Origin of the sequence: Dolichospermum circinale AWQC131C (genome assembly GCF_000426905.1) — a bacterium.
GTDB lineage: Bacteria > Cyanobacteriota > Cyanobacteriia > Cyanobacteriales > Nostocaceae > Dolichospermum > Dolichospermum circinale.
Genome location: NZ_KE384616.1, coordinates 29,763 through 47,006 on the forward strand (window position 1 = coordinate 29,763; position 17,244 = coordinate 47,006).

Genomic DNA, 17,244 nt, shown 5'->3' on the forward strand with positions numbered 1-17,244 from the left:
TTATGCACCTTGCTAATGTGCCAGTTGCGTAAGTCCTGACTTAATAGCTAAACATATTTAGATACAAGTACCGAAAAATGATAAAAACAAGTTCCCCAAATACAGATAACAACAAAGTTAAGATAATTACAAAAGTTTTGACTTCAGCGATTAAGTTATGGCTAAGAACTCAATTAAGTCACGTATCGGATTTAGATGTGCAGATTAAAGCGAGCGATCGCCAATTTATTTCTGGTTCTATTCCTGGGGTATCCATTTATGCCAGTAAAGCTGTGTATCAAGGGCTTCATATCACAGAAATCGAACTTTATGCCGAAAAAATACAACTTAATGTCTCATCAATATTAAGAGGACAGCCGCTGAAATTATCGGCAATAGTACCTGTTGTTGGTAAACTAATAGTTGAAGAACAGGATCTTAATAACTCGCTCTCATCTCCATTATTATTGACAGCTATAAGTGATTTACTAATTAGACTATTACCACAATCTGAACTAAATTCCCAGTCCCTAACTTGGCGAAAAATTACCTTTGACAATCAGCTATTGATTCTACATGGTACAACCACCTCTGATACCCACGAAACATTCTTTAATATTCATTTAGACTTAAAACTACTCAACGGACAAGAACTGCAATTCACACAAGTTGAGATCAAGGGCGACCAAGGGGTTATTTTAGAAAGGTATGCTCCTGATATGATAAATCTGGGGACAGATGTTGATATTCAAGAAATCTCTCTGAAACCAGGACAACTAACTTGTTATGGACGCATTAATATTAATCCATAACCGTCTGTCTGCATCCGTATTTCCAGGCTTTAAGGATTTGCAGGATTTCATACTGATATGTGACAAAAAACACAATTTATGAATTATAGAGTTGTTTGTAACAGTGGTAAAAGCAGCGTCACAAAATAATAAACTAAAGGAGCAGTAAAAATATAACTATCAGTCCGATCTAAAATACCACCATGGCCGGGGATTAATTGTCCAGAATCTTTCACACCCGCATCACGTTTAAGTAAAGATTCCGTTAAATCACCTAATAAACTAGCAATACCAATAATCAAACCCAACGTCAAACCAGTAATTAACCAGTAGGGAAAATGGAGAAAATAAGCACCTGTCACAGCCACGGACAAACTAGCAGCAATACCAAAAACTGCACCTTCTACGGTTTTCCTGGGACTAATATCCGATAAACGAGTTTTACCGAAGAATTTACCAATAATATAAGCACCAATATCAGCAGCCCAAATACAGGAAAATGCAAGGATAGTGGTTGTTAAACCTGTGGGTAAGGCGCTAAAATTGCCTTGTCCAATATCCTCCCAATGGGATGGCCAATAACCACCTAAAGGCAGATTACTGGTAAGATCATGATTAATTTCCCGTAAGCGTACCCAGTAACTTGGTAAATAACCTACATAAAACAAACCCATAATAGAAGCGGAAATATCGGCAATTGTCGCTAGTTTAGGTTGAAAAAGTAGATAAAAACAAATCAGTGTTCCTGCTATGGGCATAATTGCATCAGCTAAACTAGCATTCAGAGTACAAATTGCCAATAAAACTTGACTGACAAACATAGTAGTTTTTACCGCTGGTGTAATGCCGCGAGAACGCACCAAGTTAAAATATTCTTGTTGACCTAAAAATACAACAATAGCGATCGCTATGGTGAAATACCACCCTCCTAACAGGGTTGAAGATAGCGCCATGACAATCGCAATAATTCCACTAACAATTCGAGACCAGGGCATAATAGTATTTTGGATTTTGGATTTTAGATTTTGGATTCAATCCAAAACCGAAAACCGCAGAAGTTTTAATTCATTCAAATTTAGTCTAATTTCTCACCACTGAGAATAAAAATGGGATCTCCAGCTACAAAAGTTTGAGAATAACCCCGTGTTTCCAAACGGTTCACCCCTGACTGGACAACTTCGATATTTCTCACTCTCAACTGGGAAAAACTTTGAGAAATAGCATACAGATTTTCTAGATTAGCAGCTGTTGCCACTACTCGTCCAGATGTGGGTAAATATTGCCATGCAGCTTGGACAATTTCATTTATGGCTTTTCCCCCTTCAATGCAAATACGATCAGGTTGTAACTTGATTTGCTTTAAACATTCCGGGGCGCTACCTTCGATAACTTCTACGTTTTTCACTTCAAAGCGATCGCAATTGCGTTTAATCAGGTTGGCTACATCTTCATCACGTTCAATGGCAATTACCCGTCCTTGGGGACACAATAAACCCACCTCTATAGGAATTGTACCCGTTCCCGCGCCAATATCCCACAATATTGAATTTTCTTGTAGTCGCAGTTGAGAAATCAACAACAATCTTAATTCTCGCTGACTGAGGGGAATACCTGGTAAATGCTCAAATAATTCATCGGGAATCCCTGGAGTAATATAAGGCCAAAGTGGGGAAGGCATAAGCAATTAAAAATTAAAATTAACAATTAAATTAACAATTAAATTAACAATTAAATAAAAATCGGGAATGGGGAAGATAATTTTGGTGTTTATGCTCATGAGTGACACTAAGATACTTTAATGATCATGAATAGGGAAATATTAGCCAATCGCTACGAGATTCAACAACAGTTAGGCAAAAAAGCTGGTAGAAGCACTTTCCTCGCTACTGATGTAGTAACTGGAAAATCGGTATAATGATGATTTTTAAGTTTTGCTTCCTGGTAATCTATAAATATTGTTGAAAAATTCATGAAATTATTCTGCATACTATTTACCTCAAAGCAGTTACTCTAAAGTCGAGGGGGAAGTTGATAAAAGCCAGGTATCAATACTGTTCGGTTAAGGATTTTTGTAGGATTTTTGTAGGTTGGGTTAAGCGACAGCGCAACCCAACAAATACTTGTAAATGTTGGGTTTCGTTCCTCAACCCAACCTACGTAATTCTATTTTTTGAGCTTAACTGACAAGTATTGAGCCAAGTATATAATTAATTCTATTATTAGTTTACTCATATTTACTAATAAAAATCTATTTATAATTATCATCACAACTTTATTGTTTCATTTTGCAAAATTAACCCCCAGACTGAAATTATAAATTAGTCCGGGGGTAATTTACAAACAAGATCAAGTTCACTAAATCGGCGTATTGACCACAGAGGAAGGTGCTACCCCCCCAGAAAGTTTTGTCTGGGAATCATTGCTAATTGAGTTTTGTAGTGGTATTTCATCATCTATCACACCACGCAACTTAATTAATTTGATCGCCCGGTTAACACTTTCTGGTAAAATTACCACCAAACTACCATCGGTAGCCATATCTAAAGCCTTGTTAATGGCTTGAGTTTCGTCTAGAATTGATTCAAAGCGACTATTAGGCTTAACCTCATTAATACCCTTAGTAATCAAATCCGACGCTGAACCCCTTGGCCGTCCTCTGGTATCATCATCTTCCTTAACAATAATATAGTCAAAGATATCCGCCGATAACTTACCCAGCATAACAAAATCTTCGTCACGGCGATCGCCAGGACCCCCAACCACACCAATACGCTGTCCTGTTGTCCAGTTGCGAACAAATGAACCCAAAGCCTCATAACTAGCCGCATTATGGGCATAATCAACTAAAGCGTGGTATTTACCCAAATTAAACAAATTCATGCGTCCTGGGGTTTGACTGACAGAAGCGCGGAAACTTCTTAAACCAGCACGAATTTGCTCAATTGTGACATCTTGGACAAAAGCCGCCAAACTTGCTGCTAAAGCATTAGCAATCATAAATGGCGCTCTTGCGCCCATTGTCAAGGGGATATTTTCCGCTCTTTCAATGCGGTGTGTCCAATCACCTTTAACAATTGACAGATAACCATGCTCATAGACTGCGGCCACCCCTCCCTTTTGGATATGCTGTCGCACCAGTTCCGAATCGGGATTCATGGTAAAATAAGCAACATTGGCCTTAGTTTTTTCTGCCATAGCCGCAACCCGTGGATCATCAGCATTAAGTACGGTATAACCATCAGGGAATACAGCTTCAGCGACTACGCTTTTCAGATGAGCTAATTGCTCTATAGTATCTATATCACTGATACCCAGATGATCCGCAGATACATTTAATACTACACCAACATTAGCATTATCAAAACCGAGTCCAGAACGAAGAAGACCACCACGAGCAGATTCTAATACCGCCACTTCTACGCTAGGATCTTGGAGAATAACATGAGCGCTTTGAGGACCCGTATTATCCCCTGATTCTACCAAGAAATCACCGATGTAAGTACCGTCTGTGGTAGTATAACCAACTACTTTACCTGTTTGCTTATAAATGTGTGCCAATAGGCGGGTAGTAGTGGTTTTGCCATTTGTGCCAGTGACTGAGAGAATGGGAACACGGCTGGCTTGATCATTGGGGAATAGCATATTAATCACAGCACCAGCGACATTACGGGGTATACCCACGCTAGGAGCGACGTGCATTCGGAAACCAGGGGCCGCATTAACTTCGACAATCACACCATCTAATTCTCTCAAAGGACGGCTAATATCAGAAGTGACAATATCTATACCAGCAACATCTAAACCGATGATTCGGACTACCCGCTGTGCTAACCAAACGTTTTCTGGGTGAATTTCGTCCGTACGGTCTACAGCACTACCACCCGTGCTTAGATTTGCCGTTGCCCGTAGATAACAAGTTGCTCCTGATGGAGGCACGCTATTGATAGTATAACCTTGTCTTTCTAGTAACTGGTAGCTGCTGCGGTCTAGTTCAATTTTAGTGAGGACATTATCATGGCCTTCACCGCGCTTAGGATCTTGGTTAGTTTCTTCAATGAGTTCTAGAATAGTAGATTTGCCATTACCCAGGACATGGGCTGGTATTCTTTCTGCTACAGCGACTACTTTGCCATTTACTACTAATACCCTATGGTCGCGGCCAAGATAATACCGCTCGACAATGATTGAGTTAGAAACTTGTCTAGCCATTTCGTAGGCCGCTTCTGCGTCTTTCCAGTTTCTGATATCAATGGTGATACCACGGCCATGATTACCATCTAAAGGCTTAATAACGATTGGATAACCGCCAACATATTCAATAGCTTCTTCCAAATCGTCAAAGAAACTGATGACTGTACCTCTAGGAACTGGTATACCATTAGCATAGAGAATACGCTTAGTGGCCTCTTTATCACAAGCTAATTCTACACCGAGAATGCCTGTGTTATTGGTCATTGTGGCCTGAATCCGTTTTTGATGGATACCATAGCCCAACTGAATCAGAAACCTTGCTGGTAAAGGCATCCAAGGAATGCCTTTTTTCTCAGCTTCTTTAATAATGGCTTCTGTTGACGGTCCAAGAGTTGCATCGCGCCAAAAGTCTTTTAAGTCTTGGATATCTTGCTCTAACTCGGCTTTCGGATAACGGCCTCGGTCAATAATGCTTTGACATAGCCTTACTGCTGCCCGTGCTGCATAACGACCCGCTTCTTCATTTAGGTACTCAATCACTACCTGGTAAATCCCAGGTGTGGCAGTTTCACGGGTGCGACCGAAACCTACGTGCATTCCCGCCAATTCCTGGAGTTCCAAGGCTACGTGTTCCACTATATGACCCATCATAGTGCCTTCTCGCACCCGCATTAGAAAACCACCACGACAGCCGGGGGAACAATAGTGACCCTCTAAACTTGGCAGCGCCTCTACTAATCCTTCATAAAAGTCAGTTATTTCATTAGAGGGAGTTTCGGCAATATTCTCTAAGTCGAGGCGCATAACTATCAGCTTGTGCCGTCTAATACTCCAGTAGTTTGGGCCGCGTAAGGTTTGGATCTTGAGGATTCTCATGGGAATAGGTAGATGGAGATTCGGAACCAAAATTCTAGTTTCTGACTGTAATTGACCGCTAAACTGTTCAGAATGAACAGTTTTTCTAGTGAGATCATATCTAAATCTGGGGACAGGAAGAAATCAAGTCGCGGTCAAGCCAGTGTCACTTTAGATACTCTATCCCGTTAGCTAGAGATGCGATGCACAGCAGGTAAAACAGTACGTTGGTAAAGATGGAACCGATCTCCGTAACTGAGGATATGTAGTCGTAAATTATGTACAGTCAAGGGTTCGTTAGCACTAACATTAGGTTCATTGGTATGGGTTAGTTCTGTTGGATCAACAATAGTAACACTACCTTTACCCATAACTTGCAACCAACCATCCCGTTCAAACACAGCACAAGTATCTTCATCAATACCAATGCCTAAGCGATCAGGGTGAGAGGCGATAGCGCTTACAAGTCTGCCCATGCGATTCCGGTTATGGAAATGCTGGTCAACTACCACTTCAGGAATAAATCCTAAACCGGTTGCCATGTCCACCAGGGAACGATTGGGTGTTTCACCACTCCCACCACCAGCGATCATGTGATGACCCATTACGGCTGCTCCAGCGCTTGTACCTGCTAGAGTCAGTTGTCCGGCTCTCACCCGTTGGCGGATAATTTCCATGGCTGGGGTGTCGGAGAGGACTCCACAAAGGCGCAGTTGGTCTCCTCCTGTCAAGAAGACACCACTACAGGCTTCGAGGGATGCTTTAATCTCAGGATTTTCGCATTGTTCCCGTTCACGAATGTCTAAAATTTCCACCTTTTCCGCACCCATTTCTTCAAAAATGCGGATATACCTACCACCAATAATGGCAGGCTCCCGGGAGGCTGATGGAATTATTGTAATATACGCCTTGTTACCGCCAGCACGAATAAAAAAAGTTCTCAGAATTTCTCGTCCATGAACCTTATCTTCTGCGCCTCCGATAACCATAACGGCGGTTTTAGTTGCTTGGGGTGTCCTCATTTCCAGCGATTTAACTTCTAACTGCGGCATTGTGTTTCTGCTTGAGGGAGTCAACAACTTCAGGTTAATTGAACAAGGTTGGGTACTTGTTAATTTTCGCCTTTTGCTTGGTGTGAGAGGACACGGCTTGACTTACATGAAGCTTCAACTATGACATCATGTCCGTCTTTCTCATAGCCAGTGCCATTGTTTTTTACCTATCTACGACTTCTATAGGGCTTTTATAGTCCTCATACAACTACAATTCCTTTCTAGATTTAGGTTTTAGTAGGTTTTGACACTCTTACTTCTGATAGCGTAGCCATGGCTGGCTGGATGCATCCCGGAAGTTGTTAACATTAGTGGGATTATTAACTTAAATTTAGTGGTGACAATATTTAAACACAATTTAAACACAAATCCAGTGATTAGAAAAACTTTTGATTTCACCAAAGAACTAAAAGTTATGGTACTTTTAGATACTATTGGTAGATTTTTTCTTGATTTTAGCTATTTCTATGGCTTAGGCCAGTCTAGGCTATGAGTTATTGTGTTTGTTCAGTATCTACCACTAATATTAGTTCTATCGAATACGAATTACTGTGCGTTTTGATATAGTTACACTTTTTCCTGACTGTTTTACTTCAATTCTCCATTCTGGTTTATTGGGTAAGGCTTTAGCTAAACAGATTGCTCAGGTGCATCTGACTAACCCCAGAGATTTTACCACGGATAAACACCACAAGGTAGATGATGAACCCTACGGCGGTGGGGTGGGAATGTTGATGAAGCCAGAACCTATTTTTGCCGCTGTGGAGTCTTTGCCAATTCTACCCCGTCGAGATGTGATTTTCATGAGTCCCCAAGGACAAACGATTAACCAGCCCTTGCTGCGCGAATTAGCCACGAATTACGACCAATTAGTTATCATCTGTGGTCACTATGAAGGAGTAGATGAAAGGGTACTAAATTTAGTGACTCGTGAGGTGTCTTTAGGAGATTTTATCCTGACTGGGGGTGAAATTCCTTCTATGGCTCTGATTAATGGTGTGATGCGTCTGTTACCGGGAACTGTAGGTAAGGAGGAATCTCTCAAAACTGAGAGTTTTGAAGAAAGTTTGTTAGATTTTCCCCAGTATACCCGTCCGGCTAATTTTCGGGGCTGGAAAGTTCCTGATGTGTTACTAAGTGGTAATCATGGTAAAATAGCCCGTTGGCGTTTTCAACAACAAGTTGAACGTACTGCTTTACGTCGTCCCGATTTACTAAACAAATGGCAAGAGGAAAGGGAACAGGGAACAGGTGACAGGTAAGAGGTGACAGGTGACAGGTAACAGGTGACAGGTGACAGGTGACAGGTAACAGGTGACAGGGAGAATATTTCCACTGACAACGGACAACTAACTACTGACAACGGACAACTAACTATGAACATCAGAATTGGTAATGGCTATGATATACACAGATTGGTGAGCGATCGCCATTTAATTTTGGGCGGTATTCATATTCCCCATGAACTCGGTTTGTTAGGACACAGTGATGCTGATGTCCTCACTCATGCCATCATGGACGCAATGCTAGGAGCATTATCTTTAGGGGATATAGGCCATTATTTCCCCCCCACAGATCCCCAATGGAAAGGTGCTGATAGTCTTGTATTATTAAAACAGGTCAATCAGCTAATTCTTGATCAAGGTTGGAAAATCGCCAATATTGATTCTGTTGTAGTTGCTGAACGTCCCAAATTAAAACCTCATATTAATTCCATGCGGGAGAAATTAGCAGCAGTTTTAGCAGTAGAACCAAATCAAATTGGTGTCAAAGCTACCACTAATGAGAAATTGGGACCGACGGGACGGGAAGAAGGGATTTGTGCTTATGCAGTGGTTTTGTTGGTGGCTGGTGATTGAATTTTAGGCATTTATCTAATAAAACCATTCACTCATCATTGGCATTAAAATCAATGCTTGAAAACGAAAAATATATGCTTATTAATTGAGGAGAAAATCATACTATGCTAAATCAAAACTTAGGAGATGTAGATATTCCCGATTTAATCGCTTTAGATAAACATGGAAACAGCATTCTGGTTGGTAAAATTAGAGGTTTTCCTTTTAAGTACCCACATAAACATATAGCAGATGATCTTTGGCGAATGATTGAAAACTGGCAAACCTCAGTAAGAAACAAAGTTGAATTTGCTATGTTTGTTGATTTAAAAGATATTCTCATCTTTAAATGGAATGGTCACAAATTTTCAGAAATTATCAATTTTAATACAAATGAGGTTTTTAATCATTACGATTCAAGCTTCGGTAAGAAAAGGATATTTAGTCTGTATCTTACAGGACTTACGGAAGGCTGGATTCGTGATTTAGCTTATCATTGGAAATCAGAAACACCACCGAAATTTAAAGAAATTGCTGAAATTGGTTTGTTGCAGCTTTTAGAAGATGGAGATACTACAACCCTTAGTAAAGGGATGCCTTTAAACAGTTGATAACTAATATAAATAACTTGCTAGATCAAGGTGAATTAAAGTGATTATACTTTACATTGAAACTAATTTTTTGATGGCTGTTGCTAAAGGACAAGATTTAAAAGCAGTAGATTTATTGCAAGATATTCCTTCATCAATTCGTATAGTTATACCAGATATTTGTTATATTGAATCTCTGACTACATACAAAATAGATAAAAGAAAACGCTTAGATTTTCAAGAAGAAATGGATAAACAGATTAAGGAATTAAACCGTGATAAAACATCCGATTATGCTAGATTATTTATGGGTAATTTAGGTGAAGCGCGTATAAATAATGAACTATTGATTAATGATATTCAAGATAGACTTTTCACTACTATTGATCAGCTTCTGAATAATTCAGAATTAATAAATTTAAATAAAAGTTTAATTCAGAATATTGCAGAAACAACTATTTTTCAAACAGAAGCATGGTTAGTTAAAAATGATATTATGGATAATATAATATTACAATCTATCTTAGATCATGCCCAGTTATATCCGCAAGAAGATAAAGCATTTATTAGTAATAACAGTAAAGACTTTGGTAAACCTGAAGTTCAATATGCTTTACGCAATGCTGGAATTAGGTATTTTACAATAACCCAGCATTTTCTCGACTGGTTTAACTCTCGTTCATTAACTTAAAAATAATTATTTAATTACCGAAACTATGACATTAACTAAAACAATACTCAATTCCACCAAACGCTTTTTATTACTAATAACAATCATTGCTTTTACAGCAATGACAATTACCGCTTGTAGTCCAACCAAATTAAAAACTAGCACCGCTAAAGTACCCCAATTAGTAACTAGTATTCTTAGTGATCCAAAAACATTTAATGCTGCGCTGAGTTCCGAATCACCAAATATTTTTGGTTACACTTATGAAGGATTATTAACTCAAAATCCTATTGATGGTAAAATAGAAGGAGCATTAGCCGAATCTTGGGAAATATCAGAAGATAAAACGAAAATTACCTTTACTATGCGCGAAGGTTTAAAATGGTCAGACGGAGAACCATTAACAGTTGATGATGTCGTCTTTACCTACAATGATATTTATCTAAATCAAAACATACCCACAGACACTAGAGATGTTTTAAGAGTGGGAAAAGATCGCAAATTACCAACAGTTAGAAAAATAGATAATAGGAGAGTAGAATTTAGTGTACCTGAACCATTTAGACCTTTTTTACTGAGTACAGGAGCGCCTATTTTACCTGCTCATATCTTAGAAAAATCAGTCAAAACCAAAAATAAAGATGGTAAACTAGAGTTTTTAAGTAAATGGGGTGTGGATACTCCTCCTGAAGAACTGATTGTTAATGGTCCTTACAAACTGGAAAGATATGATACAAGTCAACGGATAATTTTTCGTCGTAACCCCTATTATTGGCGTAAAGATGCTCAAGGTAAATCCCAACCATATATTGAACGGATAATTTGGCAAATTGTCGAATCAACTGATACTGCTTTACTCCAATTTCGCTCTGGAGATTTAGATGCTATTGGGGTTTCTCCTGATTATTTTTCTCTATTAAAAGTTCAAGAAAAACAAGGTAACTTTAAAATATATAATGGTGGTCCAAGTTCTGCTACTTCCTTTATGTCTTTTAATTTAAATAAGGGAAAAAGAAATGGTAAACCCTTAGTTGATCCTATTAAATCTAAATGGTTTAATAATGTCCAATTTCGTCAAGCTGTAGCCTATGCTATTGATAGACAAACCATGTTAAACAATACTTTTCGTGGTTTAGGTAAACCTCAAAATTCTCCTATTTCTGTTCAAAGTCCTTATTTTTTACCACCAGAAAAAGGCTTGAAGGTTTACACATATAATCCCGATAAAGCTAAACAATTACTACTACAGGCCGGATTTAAATATAATGACAAAAATCTCTTACTAGATGATCAAGGTAATGAGGTGAGATTTACATTATTAACAAATTCTGGGAATAAAATTCGGGAATCAATGGGTTCACAAATTAAACAGGATTTAAGTAAAATCGGTATTCAAGTAGATTTTGCACCTCTGGCTTGGAATGCTTTTATAGATAAACTTTCTAATACTTTAGATTGGGATGCTTGTTTAATAGGCTTAACAGGGGGTTTAGAACCTAATGACGGTGCAAATGTGTGGTCACCTGAAGGTGGTTTACATATGTTTAATCAAAAACCTCAAGCGGGACAGAAGCCAATTGAAGGGAGAGAAGTTACACCTTGGGAAATCAAAATTAATGAACTTTATATTCAAGGGGCGCAAGAATTTGATGAAGAGAAAGTTAAACAAATTTATGGCGAAAGTCAACAATTAACACAAGAATATTTACCTTTTATTTATTTGGTTAATTCCTACGCTATGTCCGCAATTCGGAACCGGTTTCAAGGTATCCAATTTTCTGCTCTTGGTGGTGCTTTTTGGAATATTCATGAAATTAAAGTGACAAAATAACTGCATAAGGGAACTCCAAAATCTCAAATCCAAAATCCAAAATCCCATGACTCAACCCGAAAATTTGCGATCGCTCTTAGAAGCTGTCGCCAATGGTAAAATAACCCCAGAGATAGCCTTCGACTCCCTCAAAGACCTAGCCTATCAATCTGTAGGTGAGTTTGCTAAAATAGACCACCACCGTCAATTAAGAACCGGTTTCCCGGAAGTAATTTGGGGACCTGGTAAAACACCGGAACAAATTACTCAAATTATGGAGGTCATGCGACATCGGACTTCTGTAGTTATGGCTACTCGTATAGAACCTCAAGTATATTCCGTAATTCAAAAAAAAGTTAGAGGTATACAATATTACGAACAAGCCCGAATCTGTGCCATTGTTCCCTCGGTAATTGAAGTCAAATTTCCTGGTAAAATTGGCATTCTTTCCGCCGGTACTGCTGATTTAGCTGTTGCTGAAGAGGCCGCTGTCACTGCTGAACTTTCTGGTTTCTCTGTCCAGCGTCTTTGGGATGTAGGTGTAGCAGGAATACACCGATTACTAAGTAACCGTCACTTGTTAGAATCAGCGTCAGTATTAATTGTCGTAGCGGGTATGGAAGGAGCTTTACCTAGTGTAGTAGCTGGTTTGACGGATTGTCCAGTGATTGCTGTTCCTACTAGTATTGGTTATGGTGCGAGTTTTTCCGGTTTAGCACCTTTATTAACAATGCTCAATTCTTGCGCTGCTGGTATAGGTGTGGTAAATATAGATAATGGGTTTGGTGCAGCGGTTTTAGCGGGACAAATTTTAAGAACTTCAGAAAAATTACGCTTGACAGCAGAAACATAGTTAGATATGAAGGTACAATAGAATATAATGGCCGTATTTTCTACTTCATTAGCTACTTTTACTATTTAATGGAATTTGTCAAGATTTTGCTTACAGTATTATGGAAAACCTGAATGATTTACTATTGCCATTTTTAGGCAATTTACACCAACATATCACTCTTCTGGCTAATTACAGTAATATTAAAGACCCAGACATTTTGGAACAAATGCGACTTGGTTGGAATCACTTTATCACAACTGGGCAAGTTTGGGCGTTGTTTATTGGTGTAGTTGTTGGTTATCTGTTCAAAAGTTTAACTAGTTTCGGCTAAATAGATTTTAGATTTTGAATTGATTTTAGAAAAAATCTCTCAGGGTATTTTCAAGGTTGCAAGCAAATATAATTTGCTACTACATAGGCAAAGTCGGCTTGCTTATGTTAACAAAAAAACAAGGGTTTAAAACCCATAAAGATGTACTCTGTATGTGTAAAGGCAGTTTTTACTGCCTGTTTTCTAGTGTCTACTATCACATTCTCCTCTATTCAGATTTATGATCGAAAAACAAACTTGGAGTCAGCGGTTCGAGTCCGCGCTACATCCGGCGATCGCTCGTTTTAATGCCAGTATAGGTTTTGATATCGAATTGATCAAATATGACATTACTGGTTCTCAAGCCCATGCTAAAATGTTAGCTCACACTGGGATAATTTCCTATGAAGAAGGGGAAATACTATTTACAGGTTTAGAACAAATTCGTCAAGAATACGACCAGGGACAATTTCAGCCCGGTATTGACTCCGAAGATGTGCATTTTGCTGTAGAAAAGCGACTAACGGAAATCGTCGGGGATGTCGGTAAGAAACTACACACAGCCCGTTCTCGCAATGATCAAGTAGGTACGGATACTAGATTATATCTTCGTGATCAAATTCGGAAAATTCGCCAGCAATTGCGGGAGTTTCAAGGGGTTTTACTTGATATAGCTGAAAAAAATGTAGAAACGCTGATTCCTGGTTACACCCACCTGCAAAGGGCCCAACCCGTGAGTTTAGCACATCATTTACTAGCATACTTTCAGATGGCACAGAGAGACTGGGAACGGTTAGCAGACGTTTATAGTCGAGTGAATATCTCCCCTTTGGGTTGTGGTGCTTTAGCGGGAACAACTTTTCCTATTGACCGCCACTATACAGCGAAATTATTGCATTTTGATCGCGTTTATGCTAATAGCTTAGATGGAGTGAGCGATCGGGATTTCGCCATAGAATTTCTCTGTGCTGCTAGTATAATTATGGTTCACCTCAGCCGTCTTTCTGAGGAAGTGATTTTGTGGGCTTCAGAAGAATTTCGTTTTGTCACCCTTAAAGATAGCTGTGCTACGGGTTCTAGCATTATGCCCCAAAAGAAAAACCCTGACGTACCAGAATTAGTCAGAGGGAAAACGGGGCGGGTATTTGGTCATTTACAAGCCATGTTAGTGATTATGAAGGGTTTACCACTGGCTTATAATAAAGACCTACAGGAGGATAAAGAAGGTATCTTTGACAGCGTGAACACAGTTCAAGCCTGTTTAGAGGCAATGACAATTTTACTGCAAGAAGGTTTAGAATTTCGTCATCAGCGATTAGCAACAGCGGTGACAGAGGATTTTGCTAATGCTACAGATGTGGCAGATTATCTCGCTGCCCGTGGTGTACCCTTCCGAGAAGCTTATAATATTGTTGGTAAAGTCGTGAAAACCAGTATTGCTGCTGGTAAACTACTTAAAGATTTACACTTAGAAGAGTGGCAACAAATTCATCCTGCCTTTGCAGCGGATATTTATGAAGCCATAGCCCCTCGTCAAGTTGTTGCAGCCCGCAATAGCTATGGTGGCACAGGTTTTGTTCAAGTTAGAGAGGCCATTGTTAATGCCCGGACTCAAATCAGCGGTAAATAATTTTTAATTCAGGGAATGGGTAATTGGTAATTGGTAATTGGTAATTGGTAATTGGTAATTCACTTTTTACAAAGGACAACTGACAACGGACAACGGACAACGGACATAAATAAGGGTGTACTAGTGTACACCCCAAAAATTCAAAATATAAAAGAGTAAAATTTAACCAGATACATTAATCAGCAGCGTCCATTGCTGCTGCCCCTGTGCCTTCGTCCTCTTCACTCTTGGGCGATCTTTGCTGGAATCTTCTGCCCATTCTCCCTGTAGTAGTCCGTTTACGAAACTTTCTGGCGTAGGCCTGGTTTCGTAGCGCCTTCTCTTTCTTCGGGTTACGGCGCTTTGCCATATTCACCTCATGAATAAACAACAAAAAATTGGCATCTAGGCATAACTTAGGCCATATTATACCGATATTATTGATATACTTTTTTTAGCCTAGTGCTGCAATCAATACACTTTGAACAGCATACCATTATATCTTACCAAAAATCCTGATGTCAAGCTAAATTTGGTTAGGTAATTAGGTAATAGGTAGTTTTGGAATGGTTTGATATTCTAACATAAAATGAGGAAATTTTAACTTTGAACATTCTTATTTTTTTTACGTCAATGATTCAGTCCACACAGAGCTTATGGCACTTTGGGCAAACTATACTAGGTATTATATTTCGCCATCCCATTACGGGTACAAGCATTATCCCTATTTTACCTGATGGTCAAATTGTGTTAATTAGAAGAAAGGATGATGGTTGTTGGTCATTACCGGGTGGTATGGTGGATTGGGGGGAAGATGTTCCCCATGCAGTCTGTCGGGAGTTAATGGAGGAAACAGGGTTAGAATTAGTCAAAATTCGCCGTTTAGTGGGAGTTTACTCGTCACCAGATCGTGATCCTCGTATTCATTCTATCTGTATTGCTGTGGAAGCCGAAGTCGCAGGAAAAATGGCCATCAAAGATAGTTTAGAAGTTATGGAAATCCAGGCTTTTCCTGCTAGTTCTTTACCAAAACCAGATATGTCTCATGATCATTCTCGTCAGTTACAAGACTATTTAAATGGCTTAACAACTCTTGCGTAAAAGATGGAAAATTGAAGATTTTGGATTTAATTTTCAAATCCAAAGTCTATTAATTAGAAATTACAAAAATGAGTAAATGAGTAAATTAAAATGAATATTTTATTTCGCAACTCCCGCAGAAAACTTTCTCAAGGGATATTATTTTGGCGTGAGGTTGGTAATGGAATACCTGTGGTCTTTCTGCATGGTGCATGGAATGATGGTAGTGAATGGGTATCAACAATGGAATTATTGGCTGCGGGTATCCACTGCTTTGCACTAGATTTATTAGGTTTTGGTGAATCAGCTAATCCCGATATTCACCATTCTATAGATTTACAAGTGGAGTGTTTAGCTGATTTTTTAGAGGCTTTAAAATTAGAGAAGGTCTATTTAGTTGGTAATTCTTTAGGAGGTTGGATTGCTGCTAGTTATGCTGTAAAATATCCAGAACAAATATATGGTTTGATACTGTTATCTCCAGAGGGTGTAGCAGCAGAAGGACAAAAACAGTATTGGGAAAAAAGACGGCGCTTATTTAGTTGTCCACCATGGGTAATTAAATTTTTACGCTTAATTATTCCTTTAGTTAAATTGATTGGTTGGGAAAAAAAAATCACTAAGGATTTAGAATTAAGAAAAACTTTGTTAGATTACCCTACAGCCTCTCACTTACTTTTTAACCGCAAAAAACCAGAAATAGAAGCAGAATTTTTAGAAAAACGCTTGCCTAATATTAAAGTTCCTTGTTTAATTTTACAAGGTGGGGAAGATAGCGCCGTTGCTATATCTAGAAGTAATACTTATGCTCGACTAATTCCTAATATTAAGTTACATAATATTACCCATGGAGAAAGTAATTTACCAGAATCTTGTCCTGATATTGTGGCCGCAGCTATTTGGGATTTTATCAGTATTATTCAATACTGAAGAACCATAATTTAGAATTACTAAAATTTAGAATTACTAAGTTTTTCTGAAAACCCCTTCTCCGTAGTGAAGGGTATAAATGTATTTATTTACATCCTAAAGATTGACGAGTATCTACACCTGTTTTAGAATTTACACCACTGGCGTTAACACAGAGTTTTTTCACCTGTACCATATCTAAAATTGCATTGGTAAAATCAGCACCAGTAATATTAACATCATCAAAGGTAGAACGCAACATCATTGCATCTTTTAACACGGCATCACTTAAATCAGCGGTTTTAAATCTTGTTAAATAAGAAATGCCTTCACTAAAATCAATACCATGTAAATTTGCACCTTCTAATAAAGAACTACTAAAAACAGCGCCGCGCAAATCAGCATTACTAAAGTTACTATTCTCTAATTTCACATTTGTAAACTCAGTTCTAATTAAACTTTTACCAGAATAGTCCTTTCCCGCGACTCCCTGATTCATGTTAAAACTAGTAACACTGGAAGAACTGGCAGCTTGGGCTGATAAAGGGAAAACAAACAACACCAAGGCTAAAATCATACTAGCCAATATTGGGCGATACTTGATCATCTTTGCTTAATAAATCTCAACAATTCCACTATTAATTATTAAACCGCAGGAAGGATTGACATACTCACCGACCTGAAGGTGCGATGATTCTTGACACTTCACTGGAACACGCCACAAG

The 17,244-nt window shown here is 38.7% G+C and carries 16 protein-coding genes; 11 read left to right on the top strand and 5 right to left on the bottom strand.

Annotated features, from left to right (window positions below):
- The first annotated feature begins 77 nt into the window (after positions 1-77).
- Positions 78-791, top strand: coding sequence for an LmeA family phospholipid-binding protein (locus ACIR131C_RS0112820; RefSeq protein WP_028090517.1), 714 nt, complete (start codon positions 78-80; stop codon positions 789-791).
- An 83-nt stretch (positions 792-874) separates the two neighbouring features.
- On the opposite strand, the gene ACIR131C_RS0112825 is transcribed toward ACIR131C_RS0112820, so the two are convergent.
- The 4 genes from ACIR131C_RS0112825 to ACIR131C_RS0112840 form a co-directional block, all read right to left on the bottom strand.
- A complete protein-coding gene (locus tag ACIR131C_RS0112825) occupies positions 875-1,765 on the bottom strand; it encodes a phosphatidate cytidylyltransferase (protein WP_028090518.1) in 891 nt (296 codons plus the stop codon).
- Positions 1,766-1,845: 80 nt separating this feature from the next.
- Positions 1,846-2,448, bottom strand: coding sequence for a precorrin-6Y C5,15-methyltransferase subunit CbiT (gene cbiT / locus ACIR131C_RS0112830; RefSeq protein WP_028090519.1), 603 nt, complete (start codon positions 2,446-2,448; stop codon positions 1,846-1,848).
- A gap of 677 nt (positions 2,449-3,125) precedes the next feature.
- Positions 3,126-5,837 (bottom strand): cyanophycin synthetase, encoded by a 2,712-nt coding sequence (gene cphA, locus ACIR131C_RS0112835; RefSeq protein ID WP_028090520.1) that lies wholly within the window; start codon positions 5,835-5,837, stop codon positions 3,126-3,128.
- A 167-nt stretch (positions 5,838-6,004) separates the two neighbouring features.
- A complete protein-coding gene (locus ACIR131C_RS0112840; protein WP_028090521.1) occupies positions 6,005-6,868 on the bottom strand; it encodes a cyanophycinase in 864 nt (287 codons plus the stop codon).
- A gap of 551 nt (positions 6,869-7,419) precedes the next feature.
- Here ACIR131C_RS0112840 and trmD point away from each other — a divergent pair.
- From trmD to ACIR131C_RS0112895, 10 genes are all read left to right on the top strand, one after another.
- A complete protein-coding gene (trmD, locus tag ACIR131C_RS0112845; RefSeq protein ID WP_028090522.1) occupies positions 7,420-8,130 on the top strand; it encodes a tRNA (guanosine(37)-N1)-methyltransferase TrmD in 711 nt (236 codons plus the stop codon).
- Between the two features lie 114 nt (positions 8,131-8,244).
- On the top strand, positions 8,245-8,727 hold the full coding sequence (gene ispF, locus ACIR131C_RS0112850) for a 2-C-methyl-D-erythritol 2,4-cyclodiphosphate synthase (RefSeq protein ID WP_028090523.1): 483 nt from the start codon (positions 8,245-8,247) through the stop codon (positions 8,725-8,727).
- 104 nt (positions 8,728-8,831) lie between these two features.
- Entirely contained in the window at positions 8,832-9,317 is a 486-nt protein-coding gene (locus ACIR131C_RS0112855) for a hypothetical protein (RefSeq protein ID WP_028090524.1), read from the top strand.
- Between the two features lie 40 nt (positions 9,318-9,357).
- Positions 9,358-9,987 (top strand): PIN domain-containing protein, encoded by a 630-nt coding sequence (locus ACIR131C_RS0112860; protein WP_028090525.1) that lies wholly within the window; start codon positions 9,358-9,360, stop codon positions 9,985-9,987.
- A gap of 25 nt (positions 9,988-10,012) precedes the next feature.
- On the top strand, positions 10,013-11,797 hold the full coding sequence (locus ACIR131C_RS0112865) for an ABC transporter substrate-binding protein (RefSeq protein WP_028090526.1): 1,785 nt from the start codon (positions 10,013-10,015) through the stop codon (positions 11,795-11,797).
- Between the two features lie 46 nt (positions 11,798-11,843).
- Positions 11,844-12,629, top strand: coding sequence for a nickel pincer cofactor biosynthesis protein LarB (larB, locus tag ACIR131C_RS0112870; RefSeq protein ID WP_028090527.1), 786 nt, complete (start codon positions 11,844-11,846; stop codon positions 12,627-12,629).
- Between the two features lie 100 nt (positions 12,630-12,729).
- Entirely contained in the window at positions 12,730-12,942 is a 213-nt protein-coding gene (locus ACIR131C_RS0112875) for a hypothetical protein (RefSeq protein ID WP_028090528.1), read from the top strand.
- 220 nt (positions 12,943-13,162) lie between these two features.
- Positions 13,163-14,551, top strand: a complete 1,389-nt coding sequence (gene argH / locus ACIR131C_RS0112880) for an argininosuccinate lyase (protein WP_028090529.1) — start codon at positions 13,163-13,165, stop codon at positions 14,549-14,551.
- Positions 14,552-15,163: 612 nt separating this feature from the next.
- Positions 15,164-15,631: an NUDIX domain-containing protein gene (locus ACIR131C_RS0112890; RefSeq protein ID WP_417033458.1), complete on the top strand. Its 468-nt coding sequence runs from the start codon at positions 15,164-15,166 to the stop codon at positions 15,629-15,631.
- Positions 15,632-15,721: 90 nt separating this feature from the next.
- On the top strand, positions 15,722-16,540 hold the full coding sequence (locus ACIR131C_RS0112895) for an alpha/beta fold hydrolase (protein ID WP_028090531.1): 819 nt from the start codon (positions 15,722-15,724) through the stop codon (positions 16,538-16,540).
- 85 nt (positions 16,541-16,625) lie between these two features.
- Here the strand turns inward: ACIR131C_RS0112895 and ACIR131C_RS0112900 are convergent, their stop codons facing one another.
- Positions 16,626-17,123, bottom strand: a complete 498-nt coding sequence (locus ACIR131C_RS0112900; protein WP_028090532.1) for a pentapeptide repeat-containing protein — start codon at positions 17,121-17,123, stop codon at positions 16,626-16,628.
- Between the last annotated feature and the right edge of the window lie 121 nt (positions 17,124-17,244).